Raw genomic sequence first — 19,490 nt, 5'->3', positions numbered from 1 at the left:
TTAAACCAAACAGTCCCTTTTTCCACACCCTTAAACCCCAAAATCCTACCACATCCAAACCTAGGATTCATTGCCACCAACAACACCCTTACATATAAAGCGCCCAAAAACCTTTAGGGCTTTACATATAAGCCCTCCACCCCCTCCTCCATACATTCATTCGGGAGTACATGTATTGGAATCTGCGGTACTTTTTGGATGACGAAGGGGCTTTGTTGCAAAATAGGTGGTTTTTTAGTATTTTTTAACTAATTGACAATGTACATACAAAAGCGTTATACTTTTCAAAAGATTCATAAAGGGAAAAGGTGAAATTTGAATGGAGTGACACAAAAAGTGCTTCAAATCTTCAAAAACACGGTGTGAGCTTTGAAGAGGCGCGAGAAGTGTTTGACGACCCGTTTCACATCTCAAAGTGTGACGCAAGGTTTGATTATTGTGAAGAGCGATGGATAACCCTTGGTGCAACGAAAAAAGTGAAAATTTTAGTCGTTGCCAATATGTTTTTTGATGAACATGGCGAAGAGATAGTGCGCATCATCAGCGCAAGATATGCCAACAAAGCCGAAAAGGAATTTTATGAAAACCATTAAAGAAAGAGAACAATACGATAACTATGAGCTTGAAGAGTCGTATGACTTTGAAGGTGGCGTCAGAGGGCGGTTCTATGAGCCTAAAAAAATCCCAACGACACTTAGACTCGACAATGACATCATTTTGTACTTCAAGAAAAAAGCAAGCGAACAAAAAGTTTCTTACCAGTCATTGATTAATGCATTTTTACGCAAAGGAATAGGCTCATTGTAACTTACATGTAAAGCACCCAAAAACTTTGGGGCTTTACATGTAAGCCTCTCTACACCTTCTTCCACACACTCATTTGGGAGAGGGTGTGTTGGAATTTGCGGGCGGTTTCTTGGATGACAAAGGGGACTTCGTGGCACCCTAGCAAGCTCCACTCTTTGAGGAGGGTTTGGAGGTTTTCTAGGGTGTGTACTGCCCTGCCCTCACGGTAAAATCCCCCTAGCCACGCCTCTTTTGGGGTGTAGGCTTCATCCCACGAGTAGGGGGAGACGAGCACCAAAAGACCGCCTTTATTGAGCCGTTCACCGATGGTTTCTAGGAAGAGTTGTGGGGTGCGTAAACGGTCGATGAGATTGCTACATAGCACCACGTCATAGCCGCTAAATTGGGGCTTGAGATTGCACGCATCCCCTTGAAAAAACCCGACTTTTTGCGCCTCTTTTTCAAAACCAAGCTCTTGCAAGTTCACATGGGCACTCGTACGCAATTCCCCCTCAGTGGATACGTTGTACGTTAGCGTGCCTTTTTGCTGAAGTGCCACGCCCACACGGATGAAATTAGCCGAAAAGTCAATCCCCTCCACCGCATCAAAATGTTTCGCCAGTTCAAAGCTCGCACGCCCTACCGAACAGCCCAAATCCAACGCCTTCCCGCGCGCCTTGGCGTAAGGCAAGAGCAGCTCCACCACGTGTTTTGAGAAGTTTGGCACTCCAAAATGCGTGCCACCGTAATGCATGTCGCAGTACTGGGAAAGAAGCGCATCGGTTTCGTAAATGTTAGTATTTAGGTGCGTGGGCGCGGGATTGGACGAGTGCACGTAGCGAAAGCCCGCGTGTTGGTAAAAATGCTTGCGAAAGGCGTAGCGCGCGCTAGGCAGGGTTTCGTTGCCAAGGCTTGCAAAACTCCCGCCCTTGATGAGTGCATGACGGTCATCAAAAGTCGGCACGGTAAAGTCATCGTACCACGGGTGCGTCCTAAAGCCCTCATAGGGGTAGATAGGCGTGATGCTCCACTGCCACACATTGCCCCGCACGTCGTAAAAATCCCCAAATGCATGGGCGTTGACCGAAACTGCTGAGCCTTTTTTAAGCCCAACGTTGGCCTCTTTGGAAAAGGCGTGCGTGAAACGCGCTAGGGCGTAGTATTCATCCTCGCTTGGCAAGCGCACCTCTTTTCCAAGGCACGCACTTTTCCACGCACAAAAAGCCTCCGCCTCGTAAAAGCTCACTTCCACAGGGTGCTCATGCGGCAGGGCAATCTCACGGCTAATCTGCCGCAACACCCACGCCCCACCTTTGTTGCGCCAAAACTTGGGTGCTTTGGCCTTGGTGAAGCCTAGATACGCCTTGCCCTCTTGGGAAAAATACTCCCCACTCTCGTACGCGCCCGTCTCTACAAACTCTTTAAATTCGCCATTACTCACGAGGTATTGGCTAGCCTCAAAATCCACCAGCTCCACCTCGTGGGTGCCAAATTCATTATCCCACCCATAATGCGTCGGCGCATCCCAGTTTTCCCCAAGCGTAAACGCCCCGCCCTTTACATGTAAGAGGCTGTTGCGAGGCGCTTCACCCCTACTCTCTTCCATAGGTGCTAAAAATACCCCTTCGTTCAGGTGTGCTAGGTCTAGTTCTCGCAGCAACACCGAACTTGTCTCGATGTGAATATTTTGATGCTCAATCCCCATGAGCACCGCCCACATGGGAGAGTTCGGCGTGATTGGCAAGGTAAACTCCAACCCCTCGATGATGCCACCCACAAGTTCTCGCACCCGCTTGCGGTACGCACGCACCTCTTCCACACTAGGCCATGCATAGTTGGCGCTGTTTAAATCATCCCAACTCATCTCATCCACCCCGATGGCAAAAACAGACTCAAAATGCTCATTGAGCCGCTCTTTCAAAAGCCCTGCTAAAAGAAATTTGTTCACATAAAACGTCGCCATGTGGCCATAGTAAAAGATGAACGCGTGGCGCAAGTGGTTGGGTTGTTTGAAAAAACTTGCGTCGTTTTTTAGGAGTCCGCACAAGGCTTCATCGGTGTCAAAGGTGCGGTAAAAGTACTCTAAAATCTCTTGGCGTTTTTGGGCAAGATTTTGCCCGTTAAGTGCAATCGTCATAAGCTTCCTTTTTTTGTTGGATTGTAGCGTATTTCTAAAACAAAAAGGGATTAAGAAAAGGTAGCTTTATTTCATTTTTATACATGCTTAAGTTTTTAAAAATACCTTTTTCAGGCCAATCTGTGAGCTTTTAATCACCCTATTGACAAAACATTCTGTACGCTGTACTATGAATGACACTCTTGTTTGCACTGACGCCAAAGCCAGTCAACGTTGCCCAAGGAGGGAACGATGCGACATCTATTTTGGTTACTTTTTTTTGTTACGATTTCCGTGGCTTCTTCGGTCTTACATGTAAGTGTTCAAGGGGCTATTTCTCCCGCTAGTGTTGCCCACTTGCAACACGCTTTTTCCCACGCCAACACCACTCAAGCGTCTTTGATGATTATAGAACTCGACACGCCTGGAGGATTGCTTGAATCCACGAGAGAGATGGTGCAAGAAATCACCAATGCACCGCTTCCTGTGGTCGTCTACGTTTCCCCAAAAGGGGCACGGGCGGCAAGTGCGGGAACGTATTTGCTTTACGCTTCCCACGTAGCAGCCATGGCACCAGGAACCAATGTTGGTGCCGCCACACCCGTTTCCATAGGTGCCTCACAAGACGCACCTCCAAGCACCATGGAAAAAAAGGTACTTGAGGATGCAAACGCTTACTTGCAAAGCCTTGCCGAACTTCGCGGACGCAACAGTGAATGGGCGCAAAAAGCCGTCAAAGAAGGGGCAAGTATTTCTGCAAATACCGCTCTTGAACTGGGTGTGATTGACCTCGTTGCCGAAGACATCCCTACTCTTTTGGCTGTAATTCATGGTACTTCAGTGCAACTAAACGCCACCACAACCCTCACCCTTGACACGGCCGATGTACTTCTTGAACGCCTCGAACCTGATTTTAAAACCGCTTTTTTATCCGTCATCTCTAACCCTACTTTTGCTTATTTGCTGATGCTTTTAGCACTGTATGGCATCTTCTTTGAACTCTTAAATCCTGGGGCTATTTTGCCTGGTGTTGTGGGACTAATCAGTGGGTTGTTGGCTTTGTACGCCTTTAATCTTTTACCCTTCAACTACGCAGGGTTGGCACTCATCGGTCTTGGTGTTGCGCTGATGATTGGCGAGGTTTTTGTCGCAGGTTTTGGCATTTTTGGCATCGCAGGGATTATCGCTTTTAGCCTTGGGTCTGTGTTCCTCTTCGACGCCCAAACCCTAGGCAATGACATCTCTATCCCGCTCATTGTTGCGGTGGCATTGGTGTCAGTCGCTTTTTTCGTGTATGTGACCCAAATGGCACTAAGTGCCCGCTCAATCAAGGCCACCACTGGCACAGAAACACTCATCGGGCAAGAAGCCAAAGTGGTAAAAATCACAGATGATGGCTACTTGGTAGAATCCCACGGTGAGCTTTGGACAGGTAAGTCTCACGAACCTCTCATCCTTCATCAACGCGTTGAAATTACAGGCTTCAAAGGCCTTAAACTCACGCTCAAATCCATCCATCTAAAGGAGTAAAAATGATTACTATTCTCTATATTGCAATGATTGTCCTTCTCATCGTTGCCGCTTCCCTTCGTGTCTTACAAGAGTACGAACGAGGGGTAATGTTCACTCTTGGGCGTTTTACAGGGGTCAAAGGCCCAGGGCTTATCCTTGTTATTCCGTGGATTCAAAAAATCCAAAAAATGGACTTGCGCACCGTAGTATTAGATGTTCCTTCCCAAGATGTCATCTCTCACGACAACGTTTCTGTGCGGGTTAATGCAGTGGTGTATTACCGTGTTATCGACCCCGAAAAAGCAGTCATTCAGGTGGAAGATTTTAGCACCGCCACATCACAGCTAGCCCAAACTACCCTACGCTCCGTACTTGGCGGGCATGAACTAGATGAAATGCTTGCCGAACGGGAAAAGCTCAATCACGACATTCAGCAGATTTTAGACAAACAAACCGACACGTGGGGGATTAAGATTTCTAATGTGGAGATTAAACACATCGACCTTGATGAGAGCATGATTCGCGCTATCGCCAAGCAAGCTGAAGCCGAACGTCAACGCCGTGCCAAGGTCATCAACTCCAAAGGGGAACTTGAAGCGAGTCAAAATCTCCTAGAAGCGGCCAACATCCTAGCCCAAAACCCTCAAGCCTTGCAGTTGCGCTACTTGCAAACCCTTAATGACATTTCTGGGGATAAAACCAATACCATCGTCTTTCCTTTTTCAAGTGACTTAGGCAAGCTGCTCGTTCCTCCAAAATCCTAATATTTTTCCTTACATGTAAACCCTTTACATGTAAGGAGTTTTTTTCAAAAAGTAGAAGCAAAGGGCTTACTTTGGGGCAAACCCTCTTAGGAGTTACTTAGCTGCTTTAGCCTCGGCAATCCATTTGTCAAAGGTGGCTTTGTTGCTCTCAACCCACATTTTGGCGTGACGCATCACGTCTCTTTCTTTGTTTTCGCCATTTGTCATGAGCATGTTTTCTCCACTCACGTCATTAACACTGAGTTTCATAATGGAAAAAAGCTTTGCGATGTCTTTGTGCTCGTTTACTTTTTTGTTACCAACAATGCGTTGGGCGTTTACAGCAAAACCGTAGTTGGCACCATTGGGCAATGCGGTATCTTCAAGCACGGGGTGGGCGGATTCTTTGACTTGCAAAAACACCACATCTTGTCCAGGCACAAGCCGACCGCTCACCCAGTAAGGTGTCCATGTGTAGTAAAGGATTGGCTTTCCCGTTTTGTATCTGGCAATCGCGTCAGTAACGATGGCGGAGTATTGCCCTTGGTTATGCGTAATGGTGTCTCTTAAGCCAAAAGCGTCTAATTGGTGCTCAATAACTGCTTCGCATCCCCAGCCTGGTGCGCACCCTGCGAGGTCTGCTTTTCCATTGCCGTTGCTGTCAAAAAGCTTTGCGATTTTGGGGTCTTTGAGGTCATTGATGTACTTGATGTTGTATTGCTCGGCAGTTTTTTTATCCACAAGGTACCCTTGGGCACAATTTTCGATGTATTTACCACCAATAAAGAGATTTTCATCCCCAACAGCCTTTCGCATGTTGTTTTGCAAAGGGTCCCAACTTGCGGCCATAAAAGCAACGTTTTTCTCTTCTTGTGCCACGGTTTTGTAAGCGATGGGGTATTCAACGCCTTCTGTGATTTCCACATCGTGCCCTAACGCCCTTAGCGCCTCAACAACAATGTACATCTGAAACCCCTCTTCGGCAATATTTGTTTTAACCGCCGTTACCTTTGCTCCAAAGAGTGAACTTGCTACTACCAACGATAGCGCTGCTGTAAAAAATTTCATTTTTTCTCCTTTTTAGAATTTATTTTTGAATTATTTTATAGACAAAGCCAATGGGTCCTTTTTGGAACCATTGCAACTTGTCATCTTTGTTTTTCTTTCCCATGGACTGGGTTAACCTGTCTAAAATGACAGCCAAAAGCACAATCCCAAGCCCGCCAACCGCAGCCAACCCCACATCAAGACGGCCAATCCCGCGAAGCACCATCTGCCCAAGTCCGCCCACGGCAATCATAGAGGCGATAACAACCATAGAAAGGGCTAGCATTAGGGTTTGATTTACGCCCGCCATGATGGTGGGCATGGCCACGGGTATTTGAACGCGAAAAAGCATCTGCCGTTCGTTTGCCCCAAAGGAACGAGATGCCTCAATGAGGTCTTCGGGGACTTGGCGTATGCCAAGATTTGTGAGGCGAATGAGTGGCGGCAAGGCGAAGATGATTGTCACAATGACGCCCGGCACATTTCCAATCCCAAAAAGCATCACAATGGGTATCAAATAGACAAACGCAGGGGTCGTTTGCATGGCATCTAGCACGGGACGCACAATAGAATCCACCCTATCACTTTTTGCACTCCAAATACCTAGCGGCAACCCAATGAGCAGCGAGAAAATAACCGCCGTCAAGACTAATGCCAAGGTCACCATGGTGGCTTCCCATGCCCCGATAAAACCGATAATAACAAATGAAACAAAGGTGCCAAGGGCCAGTTTTTTTGTGGCAAACTGCAGGGCCAAAAACACAAAAAATCCCATCACAACGTAAGGGGAAAGGGAAAGTAAAAAGTTTTCAATAACCTTTAACATCACATCGATTGGCATCTTTGTCATTAAGAAAAAGTCCCTAAAATGGGTTACTGTCCAGTCGATTCCTTGATTTGTCCACTCCCCAAAAGGGATAATGGCTTCATCACTAAAGGGGCGCAAGATGTCAAATTTTTCCACCTCCTGAGAGGTTGTCTTGGACCAATCCATGGTTGTCACTCTGTCTTCTTGAGCGGTTGCTGCATTGCCCCATGGATCACTTGCCATCGCTGACTCCTTCGTCCAAGGTTTTTAAGAGCCTTGTTTTTGAAATAGTTCCCTTGTATTTGCCGTCCATATCAACAACGACGCTTTGGTACTGCGAGTCAGCCACCGTGCCAATCAAATCCTTGATAGGTACGGTATCTAAAATGCTACTTTTGTCGACAATGGCCTCTTCTAGTGTGGTTGATTTTTCCAAGGACTCTACCGTGATTAAGCCTAAAAATTTGCCGTTTTTTTCGACGTAAACGCCGTAGTCGTTATTGTAGTCATCGATGTACCGAAGAGCAGATTTGATGCCAAAGCCTTCTTTTTTGATAAACGTCGGCAGGGTTTTTCTGGCAATATGCGAAGCGCCTAAGATTGAAGTAACATCAACGCCTTGAAAGAAGGAACGCACGTAGTCGTTGGCAGGATGGGCGATAATTTCCTCTGGGGTTCCAATTTGGGCTATCTCGCCCCCTTGCATAATCGCTATCCTGTCCCCTATGCGAATGGCTTCGTCTAGGTCATGCGAGATAAAAACGATTGTGCGTTGGGATTTTTCTTGCAATTCCAAAAGCTCATCTTGCATTTGAGTACGAATCAAGGGGTCTAGCGCGGAAAAAGCCTCATCCATCAGCAATACTTGCGGGTCATTAGCGAGCGCTCTGGCTAAACCAACGCGCTGCTGCATGCCACCGCTTAGCTCACTGGGGTAAGAGTTTTCGTATTGCTCTAGCCCAACTTGCTTTAAAGCGCCTCTGGCACTCTCATAGCGCGAAGTTTTGTCTATGCCACTTAATTCTAGTCCAAAAGAAACATTGTCGATGATGTTCATGTGCGGCATGAGGGCAAAAGACTGAAATACCATAGAGAGTTTTTTTCTTCGAATCTCAATTAAATCTTTATCTTTAAGGCTGGTAATGTCAACCCCATCAATAATAATCTGCCCAGAACTGGGCTCTATAAGACGGTTCAAAAGACGTACCAAGGTGGATTTTCCCGAGCCAGAAAGGCCCATCACGACGAAAATTTCACCCTCGTATATCTCAAAACTTGCATCCTTAACGCCAACGCTCATGCCAGTCTTTTCAAAGATTTCATCTTTGTCAATACCCTGTTTTAGCATTTTAATGGCTCTTTGAGGATGGTCACCAAAAACCTTGTAAACGTTGCTTACAATAAGCTTTTTGTTCCTATTCTCTGAAATAATTTATCCTTCATTAGGTTATAAAATATCATTTGTAGTGTACTAAAATTACACATAGAGGGTTCCACTATACAGTTTTAAGCTTATATTTAGCAAAAATAACGGAAAAAAACGCCAATAAAAAGAGGGGATGTAAGGCAAATAGATGTCATTATGGTGCAGAAAATAGGTATTTTTAGACGAAGTAACCTTTACATGTAAAGGTTACTTGACTTTTGAAACGAAAGCGTAGAGCGTGGGCAAATAGACAAGATTTAAAAAGGTTCCCCACAGCAATCCAAAGCCCAACGAAACCGCCAAGGGTTGCAAGATGACCGCTTGGCCTGAGGGGAAAAAGATAAGTGTTGAAAGCCCTACAAGGGTAGTGATGGACGTTAAGATAATGGGGCGAAGGCGCAATTTGGCACGCGCCAAGAGTGCTTCAAGGGTTGTGGTTTTGCGGATAAAATCAAGCATAATAATCCCATCATTAATCACCACGCCCGCTAGCCCAAGGGCGCCTATCATGGAGGGCATAGAAAAATCCATTCCCATCAAGGTGTGCCCTGCTACCACGCCAAAAAGTGAAAAAGGCACTACAGAGAGGATGATAAATGCCAAGCGATACGAATCAAACATCACCAAAAGGGTTACAAAAATCAAAAACAGCGCGATGGCACTAGCGATTCCCATTTCGCGTGCCAATTGGTCATTTTGCTCCTTTTCCCCTCCAAAACCAATCTCCACCAAACCCTCGGCACGAATCGCCTCTAAGGTTGGATTGAGGGCTTTAAGCACTTCTGTTGGTGTCACAGGGCTATCAACATCACTAAAGACCATCCAACGTTTTTTGCCATCTTTTTTAAACATTTTCTCGTAATTTTCTACTTCGACAAATTCCACCACATCCCGTAGGGCAACGTATTTTCCCGAATCTAAGCTCAGTTTAAAATCATACAAGTGCTCTAAGGAATTGTGGTTTTTTTCTTTTAGAATGATGTCTAAAAAACCTTGTTCATCAAACCCTTTAGCACGAGAAGATTCCAAAAAATACTCGCCAAGTACCCGCGCAAGGGTTCCCTCATCCACCCCCAGCCGCTCCCCATAAGGTGTTGTTTTGAGCTTAATTTCTGGCGTGCCAAGGGCGGCATCATCACCAATAGTGTTGGTGCCTTTGATTTTTTTCAAGGCTTCTTTGATACGTGTGATGGCTTTTTGGGCTTCTTCGTCATTTGCTGCATAGACAAAAAGTTCAATAGGCATGCTCACTACCCCTGCGTTTGGCCCCTTGACTTCAAAATTTATGGTTTCGTATTGCGCCATAAAGGCAGTAAGTTCTTCGCGCAACTGGGTTTCAATGTCGTAAGATTTAAAAGTGCGCTCATACTTCATGCTTTTAAAATCGAAAGAGAGCACAGGCGTGATGTATTTGGCCACAATGTTATCTGGCTTGGCTCGTTTTAAATCCACAAAAATATGAAACAAGTTATTGCCCTCCTCCCCTTCGCCACGCGCGTTCATGCGAAACCCTGAGATAACGGTTACGTTTTCGATGAAGTATTTTTCTTTGAGGGTTAAGACTTTTGACTCTAGGGCTTGGGCGATGGCATGGGCTTCTTCTAGAGTAGTTTGCACGGGCAGCTTGGCACTGATGTTCATCTGATCCCCATCAAAATCTGGAAAAATTTTAAACTTACTAAGCGCAAATCCCCCCACAATCAACACAGGCACCAAAACCCAAAAGGTAAACAGCGTGCTTTTACGCCACGTAATAAGCTTGCGCACAAGGTTGGTGTAAAATGTCATCGCCCGCGACCAGTCGACTTGTTTATCTTTGGGGCGTAGTAAATGGCAGGCATGAATAGGCAAAAAGATGAACGATTCAAGCAATGACGCCAAAATAAGCACGCTAATAGCAATGGGAATGAGCTTGATAAATTGTCCCATCTCACCACTCATAATCAGCATGGGCAAAAAAGCAAAAATCGTCGTAAAGGACGCGGCAAGCACTGGGGTTACCACCTCTTTTGTCCCCACAATCGCCGCTTCTTTTGGCTCCATCCCCTCTTCGATGTGGCGCTGGATGTTTTCGGCCACAATGATCGCGTCATCCACAATCACCCCAATAGCAATGAGCGCGCCTAGTAAAGTCATCATATTAATGCTGTAGCCGCCCATGTCCATAAACAAAAGTGCAATGATAAACGACGTAGGCACCCCAATAATCACTACCAGTGAAATGCGGTGATTAACAAGCAAGCGCATCACAAAGCCCACTAAAATGAGTCCAAAGAAAATGTTAGAAACGACAGTATTGAGGCGATTTTCAATATATACAGAGGTGTCAGAAAAGGTTCCCACGGTTACTTCAGGGTAGCGTTTGGCCAACTCTTTGACCCGTTCTTTTACTGCACCCGCCAAGGCCATGGCGTTGCCCTCTTCGGTTTTTGCAACGTTGACGCTAAGGGAGCGCCTGCCCTCAAAAGAAGAGAGGGTGTCGGTTTGGGTGTAGTGTTTTTCGACCGTCGCCACTTCGCCAAGGTGCAAAGTTTTTCCCTCAATCCGAAGCAATGTCCTTAGAAGCTCTTGGGGTTCTTTGCCATTATAGGTTGAGATAAACGCATGCTTTCCTCCGGTTTCTTCTAGTTTGCCAATGGGAAAAATAGAAGAAATCCGTCCGATGGCTGTTGCTACTGAAGCAGAAGAAAGCCCATAGGCTTCGAGTTTGCGCGTATCAAGGATTATCTCGATTACCCGCTCACCCTCGCCGTAAATTTGCAAGTTAGTCAGGTTTTCAATCTGCGAAAGGTTTGATTTGAAGGCTTTGGCAATCTCGACTAGCGCATCTATACTAAGGGTGTCGGAGCTAATATTGACAAGAATTAAAGGAATCGAAAAGGCAAATAACGTGGCATTAGGCTCATCCATGTCAGCGGGCAAATCAGGCCGCACCCGCGCGATGCCGTCTTTGACTTTTTGAAGGACATCGTTTTTATCGGCACTCTCTTCCAGCTCAATCACCATCGAAAAACGCCCCGAAGCGATAGTGGATTCCACTGAGCGAAGTCCAGAGACATTGCTAATCTCATCCTCAATCCGAGAAACTGCCATCTTATCAAGCGCATTGGGACTAGCACCCGAATACGCGCCTGTGATAGAGATTTTATCCAGTGCTAAAGGCGGAAAAATTTCTTTGGGCATGGTGAGGTACGTCACGATGCCCGAGAGCACTAAAAAGAAAAAAAGTAGGTAATTTAACCTAGGGCGACCAATAAAAAATTCAATAACACGGTTCACGCGCATCCTTTACATGTAAAACTTAATCAAGAATCTCGCGCTGGCCTTTGGTGTTGGGTGCTGAGAGAACACCCATGTTTTCAAGCTGTTCAATAATCCGCGCAGCACGGTTGTAACCAATCTGAAGGCGCCGTTGAATGTAGCTGATGGACGTTTTTTGCTCGCTTAGAACAATATTTTTGGCTTCATCAAACAACTCATCAATCTCCCCTTCCTCTGCATTTCCTCCACTCAAAACACTGGCGCTGTCGCTACCAGAATCCTTGAGAAAACTCTGGTCGTACTGGGTTTCACGTTGGGTTTTAAGGTACTCTACTACTGTCTCAATCTCTTTTTCACTGGCAAATGGCGCGTGGAGGCGGATAAGTCCCGGCGAAGAAGGGGGCGTAAAGAGTAAATCGCCCCGCCCCAAGAGCGACTCAGCACCCATGGAGTCTAAGATGACTTTACTGTCAATTTTCTGACCTACTTTATAGCTAATGCGTGAGGGCAAATTGGCCTTAATGAGTCCCGTGACCACATCAACCGAAGGACGTTGGGTGGCAACAATGAGATGAATCCCACTCGCGCGCGCCATTTGGGCCAAGCGAGCGATGTAAAACTCCACATCCTTCCCGCTAGTCATCATTAAATCCGCTAACTCATCAATAATCACCAAGATAAAGGGGAGTTGGGGCTTGCCTTCGCGCTTGCATTTTTCGTTGTAGCCTTCGATGTTTTTGGTTTTGGTACGGCTCATAATCTGATACCGCCGCTCCATTTCTGCCACCATGTTCGCAAGTGCTGTCACCGCTTGTTTGGCTTGGGTGATGACAGGAGTGAGCAGATGCGGGATGTCGTTGTACATGGAAAATTCAAGCATCTTTGGGTCAATCATCAACAGCCGTAATGTGTCAGGCGAATTACGGTAAAGCAACGAAAGCAACATGGAGTTTATCCCCACACTTTTACCGCTTCCTGTGGTTCCCGCGATGAGCAAGTGGGGCAAACGCTTCAAATCCGTTACAAAAGGGTTGCCTACGATGTCCTTTCCAAGAGCAATGGTTAGGGGTGAAGAAGAGGTTTTAAACACGTCACTTTCTAAAATGTCTTTGAGGTAAATGGTGTCAATGTGTTTGTTAGGGATTTCAATGCCTACGACATCTTTGCCGGGTACAGGCGCTTGGATGCGGATGGTTTGGGCTTTAAGTGCCATGGCAAGGTCATCTTGCAAGGTTAAAATCTTTGAGACTTTGATGTGCGGTGCGGGGCGAAATTCAAAGGTTGTGACCACGGGGCCCGTATAGGTGCGCACCACGTCACCGTCTATCTTAAAGCGACGCAGTTTGTCGAGCAAATCAGAAATCTTTTGGTCGATTTCTGCTTCGCTGATTTGTAACCCTTTTTTGGGTGGGTCAGCTAAAAACTGCAAGGAGGGAAGTCTAAAATCTTTGGGTTTTTCTTGCTCTCCTTTTTCAATTTCTTCGAGAAGTTTTTTGTTTTCTTCTAATTCATTCAAAATCTCCACCGACCCGTGGTGAGGGGTTGGCTCTTCTGGTTCAGGAGTGGATGGGGTTTCTTCTGTGAAATCTAGCTTTTCATTTTCTTCTTCTATGATAAATAGGGTCTCATCATCCAAGATGCGTGGCTGGGGTTCAGGCTCAAAGACCGGAGTCTGTGTTGTTTTTGCAGGTTGTGGTGGTTTTTTTTCTGGGGGAAAATTGGGTTTTGGGAGCTCTTCCATCAGAGCAGTTGCTTTGCGTTTGAAGAGATTCACAAAAACATCAAAACTAGAATCCAATAAAATCACCAAAGAAAGGACAAATACCATTACTAAAAACACCCATACGCCAAAGGTGCCAATGAATGTTTGAAGCATGTCTACGATAGCAAAGCCAATCTCGCCACGCAAATCATCTTTTACCACGGCTGCTTGAAAAATAAGCATATTGGCAAACAATAAAAGTGTTGCCAGAGTGATTTCGGCGATTCTAGCACTCACTGTGTAAAGTCGGTATGCAATAAAAGAGGGAACAATGAGCAAAAAAGGATAAACAAACCCAATATACCCAAAGAGCTCTTGGTTTAAAAGTCCTATTCCTCGGCCAAAAGAGCCCACAAATGCAGCTTCATTAACCAACGTTGCAATACCAAAATAGACTAAAAACGCTACCGATAAAATGAAGAGTATTTCGCGTAAGATCGTCAATCCTTTACATGTAAATCAAAACCCTGAGTATACCAACCCCTCACTTAGTTTACATGTAATTGACCAAAGAGAGCTGATTGATTTTAGAGACGGTTGAAAGCATGGCTTGGTAGGAGAGCGCGTATTGTTGAAATTGCATCATTGTCTCTCCATAATCTGCATCAATAATTTCAGATTTAACGGTATTGACATTGACTTTAAGCAATGTTGCACGATCGTGAGAGTCTTGTAAGGCATTAGATAATGCACCAATCTTAGTGTGTTGTCTCGTGAAGTGGTCCATAATATGATCAAGGCGCTCAAGGGAATTTTGAATCCCTGGATTTCGGTCACCACTGGTTCCATCGGCCCGATAGGTTCCATTGCGCACTGCTTCAATCATAGAATCTAGGTCTTTAAAAATGTCCACAGAGGGTTCATCAATCACGATGGCATTGTTGGTCATGAAGCTAAGTGAGCTTGGGGAGCCAAAGGTGCTTGCGTTTGCATCATGCATAGAAAGGCGCATTTGCGAAACAGAGCTGGTTTTGTCTACGATTTGAAGTTGTCCATGATAATCAAGACTCACATCAACACGGTTGCGAGAATTGGTAATGGCCGTGTTGTACCCTGTATCATCAGGCGTCAAAGGATACTCGTTAGCCATCACCATTCCTACGGCGTCCATGAGTTGTCGGTAGGTGACATCATCGGCGGCCGTATCCTCACCATTTCCATTAAATATAACATACGTGTCATCCATGACGCCATCATTATTCATGTCAACACTAAAGGTACTTTGGGGGCTTGCTAGATTTATTTCCACCTTACGGGGATTTCCTTGAATATCAACTACTTCTAATGCCAACGTCGTTCCATCAACTGTTCCAGTATTGGAGGTTTCAGAAAGTTTTGTTTTTGCAACAGCATAATCACCTGTTTCATTGATAATTTGAGAGATGTTACTGGAGAGCTGGTTGCCATCAAGCGCAAATTCACGACGCTCAAAATTGGCCGCATCAAAGGTTTTAAACCCTGCTATGGGTGTATTGGTGACATCTTCTGCGCGCATTGTTAATGAAAATGTTCCCGAAGTATCCTCTACAAGAATTTGTCCGTTTTCAATGCGTGCATTTGCAGTAGGAAACTCTATCTCGATAGCATTAAGCAAATCTTGTACAGTGGTAGTGCCATCGACATCCACCTGCGTTGTTCCAACCATGACATGGTCAACACTAGAGGGAAAAAGTGCATTAAGATTGGTGGCGGCTTTTGCGCTACTGCCATCTTCAAGGGCGAGTGGTGTGCCCATTTTATAAGTGTCAGGTCGCGTAAAATCTTCCCTAGAAGCGACTGTAGTGGCTGTTGCTGTCGCACCAAAATCACTACGCATAAATTCAACAATATCCACACCAGGGCTAGCAAATAAAGCGTCTAAATTCGTTGCGTCTGCGTTGCCTGCTGTGCCAGCAGCAGCATTGCGATCAACCGCACCAAAAATATGAAACTCAAGCTGATTGCTACCTTTGCGTAAATCTGTCACTTCGACTTGGCCATGATCATTTAACGAAACATCAACAACTTTATTGGTGGAGGTGTTGCCATAGGCATGGCCAATCCGTTCTAAAAAATCTTCAACAGAGGCATTGCTTGTCATTTCTATTTTCTCATTAAACGACTCCCCGTAACTGTTTACACCCGAGAGGTAAAACATGGCATTGGGATTGTTTGTCTCATCCGCATCTATGTCGCCAACCATGTCGCGAATGGTGTCGGTAGTTTTGAGATACGCTTCAACCGAAACCTCACCTTCATTGCCTTGCATCACATCAGGATGGAGTTTGGTGAGGTTAAACATGGGCATGTTTGCTGAAACTTTTTTATTATAGTCGCCACTTGAGCCCAAAAAGAGGGATTGTCCGTCGATATTATAGGCAAGCTGCACCTGCGAACCCACAAGTGCATTTAAAGATTCACCATTACCACTGTAGCTCCCACCTGCTCCAATTGGTTTCACACTTGTTGCTGTTCCTGAAAATAAAAATGTTCCATTAATGGAAGTATTGGCAATACTCATGAGGTGCGTTTTGATTGCCTCCAAAACATTGGCAATTGCTTCGCGACTAGTATCTGACATGGCGCCATCGTTGGCCGCTTGGGTGAGTTTAACTTTAAATTGGTCAAGGGAGCTAGAAAACTGGTTAAAAGCTTTGTCAGTGTTGTTGGCAAACGCTTGTGCCTTGGTGCTAGTCTGCCGTATTTGTTCCAATGTACTAGCTTCGTAATCTAGGCGCATCGCATCAACATAGATACCTGTGTCTTGAAAACTGTATTGTATTTTTAGTCCACTAGCAAGTTGTTGATTAGTGCTGTGCAGCCCATTCATGCTACTTTGGTAATTTTTTTGAGTATTGTTGAAAAAAAGTTGATTTGTAATACGCATGAAACGTCTCCTGATTTACTTTACATGTAACAAGCAATTTTAATTCCACTGCTCCAAACATCGACGAGACGGTATATTTCTTTACTATTTTTTTAAAAATATTATTGTGTTTTCTAAAAAAACATTGTACAATGCCCGAATTACAACTCATTAAAGGATGGCTAATGAAGAAAGCTGAATTTATTCAGGCGGTTTCAGAGAAAGCAGGTCTTTCTAAAAAAGATACTCAAAAAGCAATTGATGCTGCACTTGAGACAATTGAAGAGGCACTTGTTGCTGACAAAAGCGTAAGCTTTATCGGTTTTGGAACTTTTAGTAGCGCAACCCGTGCTGCACGCAAAGCTCGCGTACCAGGAACTGACAAAGTTGTTGATGTTCCTGCAAGCAAAGCTGTAAAATTTAAAGTGGGCAAAAAACTGAAAGATTCAGTATCTGGTAAGTAATTTTAGATATTTTTTTTAAAGCTTAAGGTTTTTTACAAAGCCTTAAGCTTTTTTTTTGTACTATTCTCTTCTCTTTTTAAAACGCCTGAGTGGTGAAATTGGTAGACACGCTGGATTCAAAATCCAGTGGCAGTGATGTCGTGGCGGTTCGAGTCCGCCCTCAGGTACCACCTCTATTTATTTTAAAACCTATAGTCCCTTTAATACACTCTTTTTTTACCACTTCTTTTTTACATGTAAAGAACCGAGCCCTATCGGTTGCCGTCTTTTACTCCCGTATTTTTAGATCTTACTTCGCTGTAGTAGTAAAGTCGCGATCGCAGAAAGAACAATCCCAGGAAGCACAACAGCGGGAATTGTTTTTCCTAATGTTGCAAAAAGAAAAAAAGCAACAACAGCAGGATTGAGATAAACGTAGGACATGACACGCACCGAACCGAGTGTTACAGTTGCGCCTTGAAGTAAATAAAGCGTCAGTAAAGTCGTGCCAATAGCCAAATACCCCATACTAAAAACCAATCCATCTTGTATCAGATGCCACTCTAGAGGAATATTAAAGACCGCCAGACCAACTCCCATCCACATACACCCTCCCACTAGCGTGCCATAAACCAACACAATCGGATTGTCTTCGCGGTAAAAATACTGCACTCCAATACTGTAAAAACACATCAATAAAGCGCCAAAGGCAAAAATTTTATCACCATGGTAAAATGAAAGCTCAAGCACACGCGTGCTGTCGCCCTCAAAAATTACCCACAAAGTCCCAAAAACACCAAGGGCGAAAACACCTATTTTTTTAAGTTTTATGGGTTCTTTAAAGATTCCCCATGCCAATAAGGCGGTTACAAAAGGAACGAGAGTGTACAGCGAAGCAGTATTTAACACTTGTGTTGTTTTAAGGGCCTCAAACATTGCAACAAAAAACCCTGCATAAAACAATCCCAACAAGCTAGCGCGCGGTAGTAGCTTTTTGAGAGATTGCCTTTTGCGGGAATCAAAAAGTACAAATGGACTTAAGGCTACAAGGGCAATAAAAAAACGCATTAAAGTTAGCGAAAGAGGATGAAGCACAGGGGCAAGGTGGGCAGAAGCGGGAAAGGAGCCCGCTATAAGCAAAGTTGCAAGAAATACTTTAATATGGGCTTTTGCGCTTGGGCTTAAAACAGGTAAATTCATGGCACTATTATACCAAGCAAACCAAGAATTAACAGGATTGTCAGACATTTTTGGCTATAATCGTCGTTTTTTAAGGGGGTTTTAATGAAATTTCTCGTTGTTGACGACTCGCGCCTTTCTCGAAATTGGTCTATCCAAACCTTACCTGAAGCGTTGCGCAAAAAAGCTACAATTTTTGAGGCAGAGGATGGTGAGGTTGCTGTTGCTCTTTATAAAGAACACCGTCCCGACATTGTGCTTTTAGACATCACTATGCCAAAGAAAAATGGCTTTGAAGCACTTGAAGAAATTCGCACTTTTGACCCCAAGGCAGTTGTTATTATGATTTCAGCAGATCGGCAAAAACTCACTAGAGAACGTGTTTTAGGATTGGGCGCTACCGAAATTCTTTATAAGCCCATCGAAGCCGATAAACTCAGGACTATTTTACTGAGCCTAGCCACAGGAAAAAGATCATGAGCTCACTTTTTAATGCACGTCAAAACGATGCTCTTGTGGAAACTATTAACATCTCTTTTGGTTTGGCGGCCTCTCTTATTGGTGATATGCTGGAAAGTTACGTACATTTGAGAGTTCCTTCTATTCACACGATTCCTATCTATAAACTTCATGAGACCATTCTTTTACAAATGGGTGAAACCACCTCTTTTTATGCAACCAAACAGCGATTTTTTGGCTCATTTGGCGGAGAAGTGATTTTTGCTTTTTCAGAAGAATCTGGCGAAGAGTTTACTGCTCTTTTGCTGCGTGAGTCGACCAATTCAAGCGAAGAGGTCCAAGCAGCACTTTTGGAATTAACCAATATTCTCACCGCATCATGCATTGGACAGCTCAGCCAAATGCTTGAAGGGGAATCTTTATTTGCAGTGCCAGATATTCAAAAAATTAGCTGCACTGGGTCTTCAACCTTTCACGAAGCCCTTGAGTACGACAACGCTATTGTCATCACTACCGCCCTTGATGTTGCTGAAAAAAATATCCAAGGGCATATGTTTATCTTATTAAGTAATTCCATGCTTGAAAAACTCACCCAAATGCTCAAAAAGATGTTTCTATGATGCGTGCAGAACTTTTGATTGATGCGGTGCATATTGGTGTGGTGGTCGTAGATGCAGAACTTAAAGTGAGCACATGGAACCGTTGGATGGGAATTCATACCAACATTCCTCAAAATAAAGCCTTTGGGCAATCGTTAACAGAGCTGTTTCATCTGGACGAAGAGCGCATAAAAACACTGTCTCGACGCATAAAAACAACTCTAAAATTGGGTAGCCCAACCTTTTCGATTGCCAGCGCAGAAGGGTTTTTGCTTCCCATTCCTTTGCCCTTGAGTAGCCGAGTAAATTTTGATTTCATGCAGCAAGACATTACAATCGCCCCTTATGATGCCACTAGAGTTATGCTCCTGATCTACGATCAAACTCCACTAATAGAGTCAAAAAGGCGTGAAGCGGGCAAATCCAAAGAGCTTTCTATAATGGTTGAAAACGCAACAAAAACCATTAACAAACTTAAGGCAGCTGAAGCGCTTTTAGTAAAAC

The 19,490-nt window shown here is 44.7% G+C and carries 16 protein-coding genes and 1 tRNA gene; 9 read left to right on the top strand and 8 right to left on the bottom strand.

Annotated features, from left to right (window positions below):
- Positions 1 to 308 precede the first annotated feature (308 nt).
- On the top strand, positions 309 to 593 hold the full coding sequence (locus JWV37_RS11230; protein WP_205459914.1) for a BrnT family toxin: 285 nt from the start codon (positions 309 to 311) through the stop codon (positions 591 to 593).
- Positions 580 to 807 carry a BrnA antitoxin family protein gene (locus JWV37_RS11225; RefSeq protein ID WP_205459913.1) on the top strand — a complete coding sequence of 76 codons (228 nt, stop codon included), beginning with the start codon at positions 580 to 582 and terminating at the stop codon, positions 805 to 807. Before JWV37_RS11230 ends, JWV37_RS11225 begins: the two co-directional genes overlap by 14 nt.
- Positions 808 to 856: 49 nt before the next feature.
- Here JWV37_RS11225 and ovoA read toward each other — a convergent pair whose 3' ends face one another.
- Positions 857 to 2,923, bottom strand: a complete 2,067-nt coding sequence (gene ovoA, locus JWV37_RS11220) for a 5-histidylcysteine sulfoxide synthase (protein ID WP_205459912.1) — start codon at positions 2,921 to 2,923, stop codon at positions 857 to 859.
- A 231-nt stretch (positions 2,924 to 3,154) separates the two neighbouring features.
- Between ovoA and JWV37_RS11215 the strand changes: the two genes are divergently transcribed.
- Together JWV37_RS11215 and JWV37_RS11210 are read left to right on the top strand one after the other, a co-directional pair.
- On the top strand, positions 3,155 to 4,432 hold the full coding sequence (locus tag JWV37_RS11215) for an NfeD family protein (RefSeq protein WP_205459911.1): 1,278 nt from the start codon (positions 3,155 to 3,157) through the stop codon (positions 4,430 to 4,432).
- Positions 4,433 to 4,434: 2 nt separating this feature from the next.
- A complete protein-coding gene (locus JWV37_RS11210) occupies positions 4,435 to 5,178 on the top strand; it encodes a slipin family protein (protein WP_205459910.1) in 744 nt (247 codons plus the stop codon).
- Positions 5,179 to 5,271: 93 nt separating this feature from the next.
- Here the strand turns inward: JWV37_RS11210 and proX are convergent, their stop codons facing one another.
- The 6 genes from proX to flgL all read right to left on the bottom strand — a co-directional run bounded on the left by proX (position 5,272) and on the right by flgL (position 16,327).
- Positions 5,272 to 6,225 carry a glycine betaine/L-proline ABC transporter substrate-binding protein ProX gene (proX, locus tag JWV37_RS11205; protein WP_205459909.1) on the bottom strand — a complete coding sequence of 318 codons (954 nt, stop codon included), beginning with the start codon at positions 6,223 to 6,225 and terminating at the stop codon, positions 5,272 to 5,274.
- 19 nt (positions 6,226 to 6,244) lie between these two features.
- On the bottom strand, positions 6,245 to 7,255 hold the full coding sequence (gene proW / locus JWV37_RS11200; RefSeq protein ID WP_205459908.1) for a glycine betaine/L-proline ABC transporter permease ProW: 1,011 nt from the start codon (positions 7,253 to 7,255) through the stop codon (positions 6,245 to 6,247).
- Positions 7,245 to 8,360: a glycine betaine/L-proline ABC transporter ATP-binding protein ProV gene (gene proV, locus JWV37_RS11195; protein WP_275898385.1), complete on the bottom strand. Its 1,116-nt coding sequence runs from the start codon at positions 8,358 to 8,360 to the stop codon at positions 7,245 to 7,247. Before proV ends, proW begins: the two co-directional genes overlap by 11 nt.
- Before the next feature lie 285 nt (positions 8,361 to 8,645).
- Entirely contained in the window at positions 8,646 to 11,717 is a 3,072-nt protein-coding gene (locus tag JWV37_RS11190; protein ID WP_205459907.1) for an efflux RND transporter permease subunit, read from the bottom strand.
- Positions 11,718 to 11,739: 22 nt separating this feature from the next.
- Positions 11,740 to 13,905: an FtsK/SpoIIIE family DNA translocase gene (locus tag JWV37_RS11185; protein ID WP_371829337.1), complete on the bottom strand. Its 2,166-nt coding sequence runs from the start codon at positions 13,903 to 13,905 to the stop codon at positions 11,740 to 11,742.
- 49 nt (positions 13,906 to 13,954) lie between these two features.
- Positions 13,955 to 16,327 (bottom strand): flagellar hook-associated protein FlgL, encoded by a 2,373-nt coding sequence (flgL, locus tag JWV37_RS11180; protein WP_205459906.1) that lies wholly within the window; start codon positions 16,325 to 16,327, stop codon positions 13,955 to 13,957.
- A 164-nt stretch (positions 16,328 to 16,491) separates the two neighbouring features.
- Here flgL and JWV37_RS11175 point away from each other — a divergent pair, with 164 nt between their 5' ends.
- On the top strand, positions 16,492 to 16,770 hold the full coding sequence (locus tag JWV37_RS11175) for an HU family DNA-binding protein (RefSeq protein ID WP_205459905.1): 279 nt from the start codon (positions 16,492 to 16,494) through the stop codon (positions 16,768 to 16,770).
- Positions 16,771 to 16,853: 83 nt separating this feature from the next.
- Positions 16,854 to 16,940: transfer RNA gene (locus JWV37_RS11170), tRNA-Leu, on the top strand.
- 112 nt (positions 16,941 to 17,052) lie between these two features.
- On the opposite strand, the gene JWV37_RS11165 is transcribed toward JWV37_RS11170, so the two are convergent.
- A complete protein-coding gene (locus tag JWV37_RS11165; RefSeq protein WP_205459904.1) occupies positions 17,053 to 17,949 on the bottom strand; it encodes a DMT family transporter in 897 nt (298 codons plus the stop codon).
- 84 nt (positions 17,950 to 18,033) lie between these two features.
- On the opposite strand from JWV37_RS11165, the gene JWV37_RS11160 reads away from it, so the two are divergent.
- The 3 genes from JWV37_RS11160 to JWV37_RS11150 all read left to right on the top strand — a co-directional run.
- Positions 18,034 to 18,408, top strand: a complete 375-nt coding sequence (locus tag JWV37_RS11160) for a response regulator (RefSeq protein ID WP_205459903.1) — start codon at positions 18,034 to 18,036, stop codon at positions 18,406 to 18,408.
- Entirely contained in the window at positions 18,405 to 19,007 is a 603-nt protein-coding gene (locus JWV37_RS11155) for a chemotaxis protein CheC (protein ID WP_205459902.1), read from the top strand. Before JWV37_RS11160 ends, JWV37_RS11155 begins: the two co-directional genes overlap by 4 nt.
- The coding region (locus JWV37_RS11150) for a PAS domain-containing protein (RefSeq protein ID WP_205459901.1) at positions 19,004 to 19,490 on the top strand (487 nt) is incomplete at its 3' end. The genes JWV37_RS11155 and JWV37_RS11150, both read left to right, overlap by 4 nt.

This window comes from Sulfurospirillum tamanense (assembly GCF_016937535.1).
GTDB classification, from domain to species: domain Bacteria; phylum Campylobacterota; class Campylobacteria; order Campylobacterales; family Campylobacteraceae; genus Sulfurospirillum_B; species Sulfurospirillum_B tamanense.
This window is presented reverse-complemented; position numbering and strand designations above follow the sequence as displayed.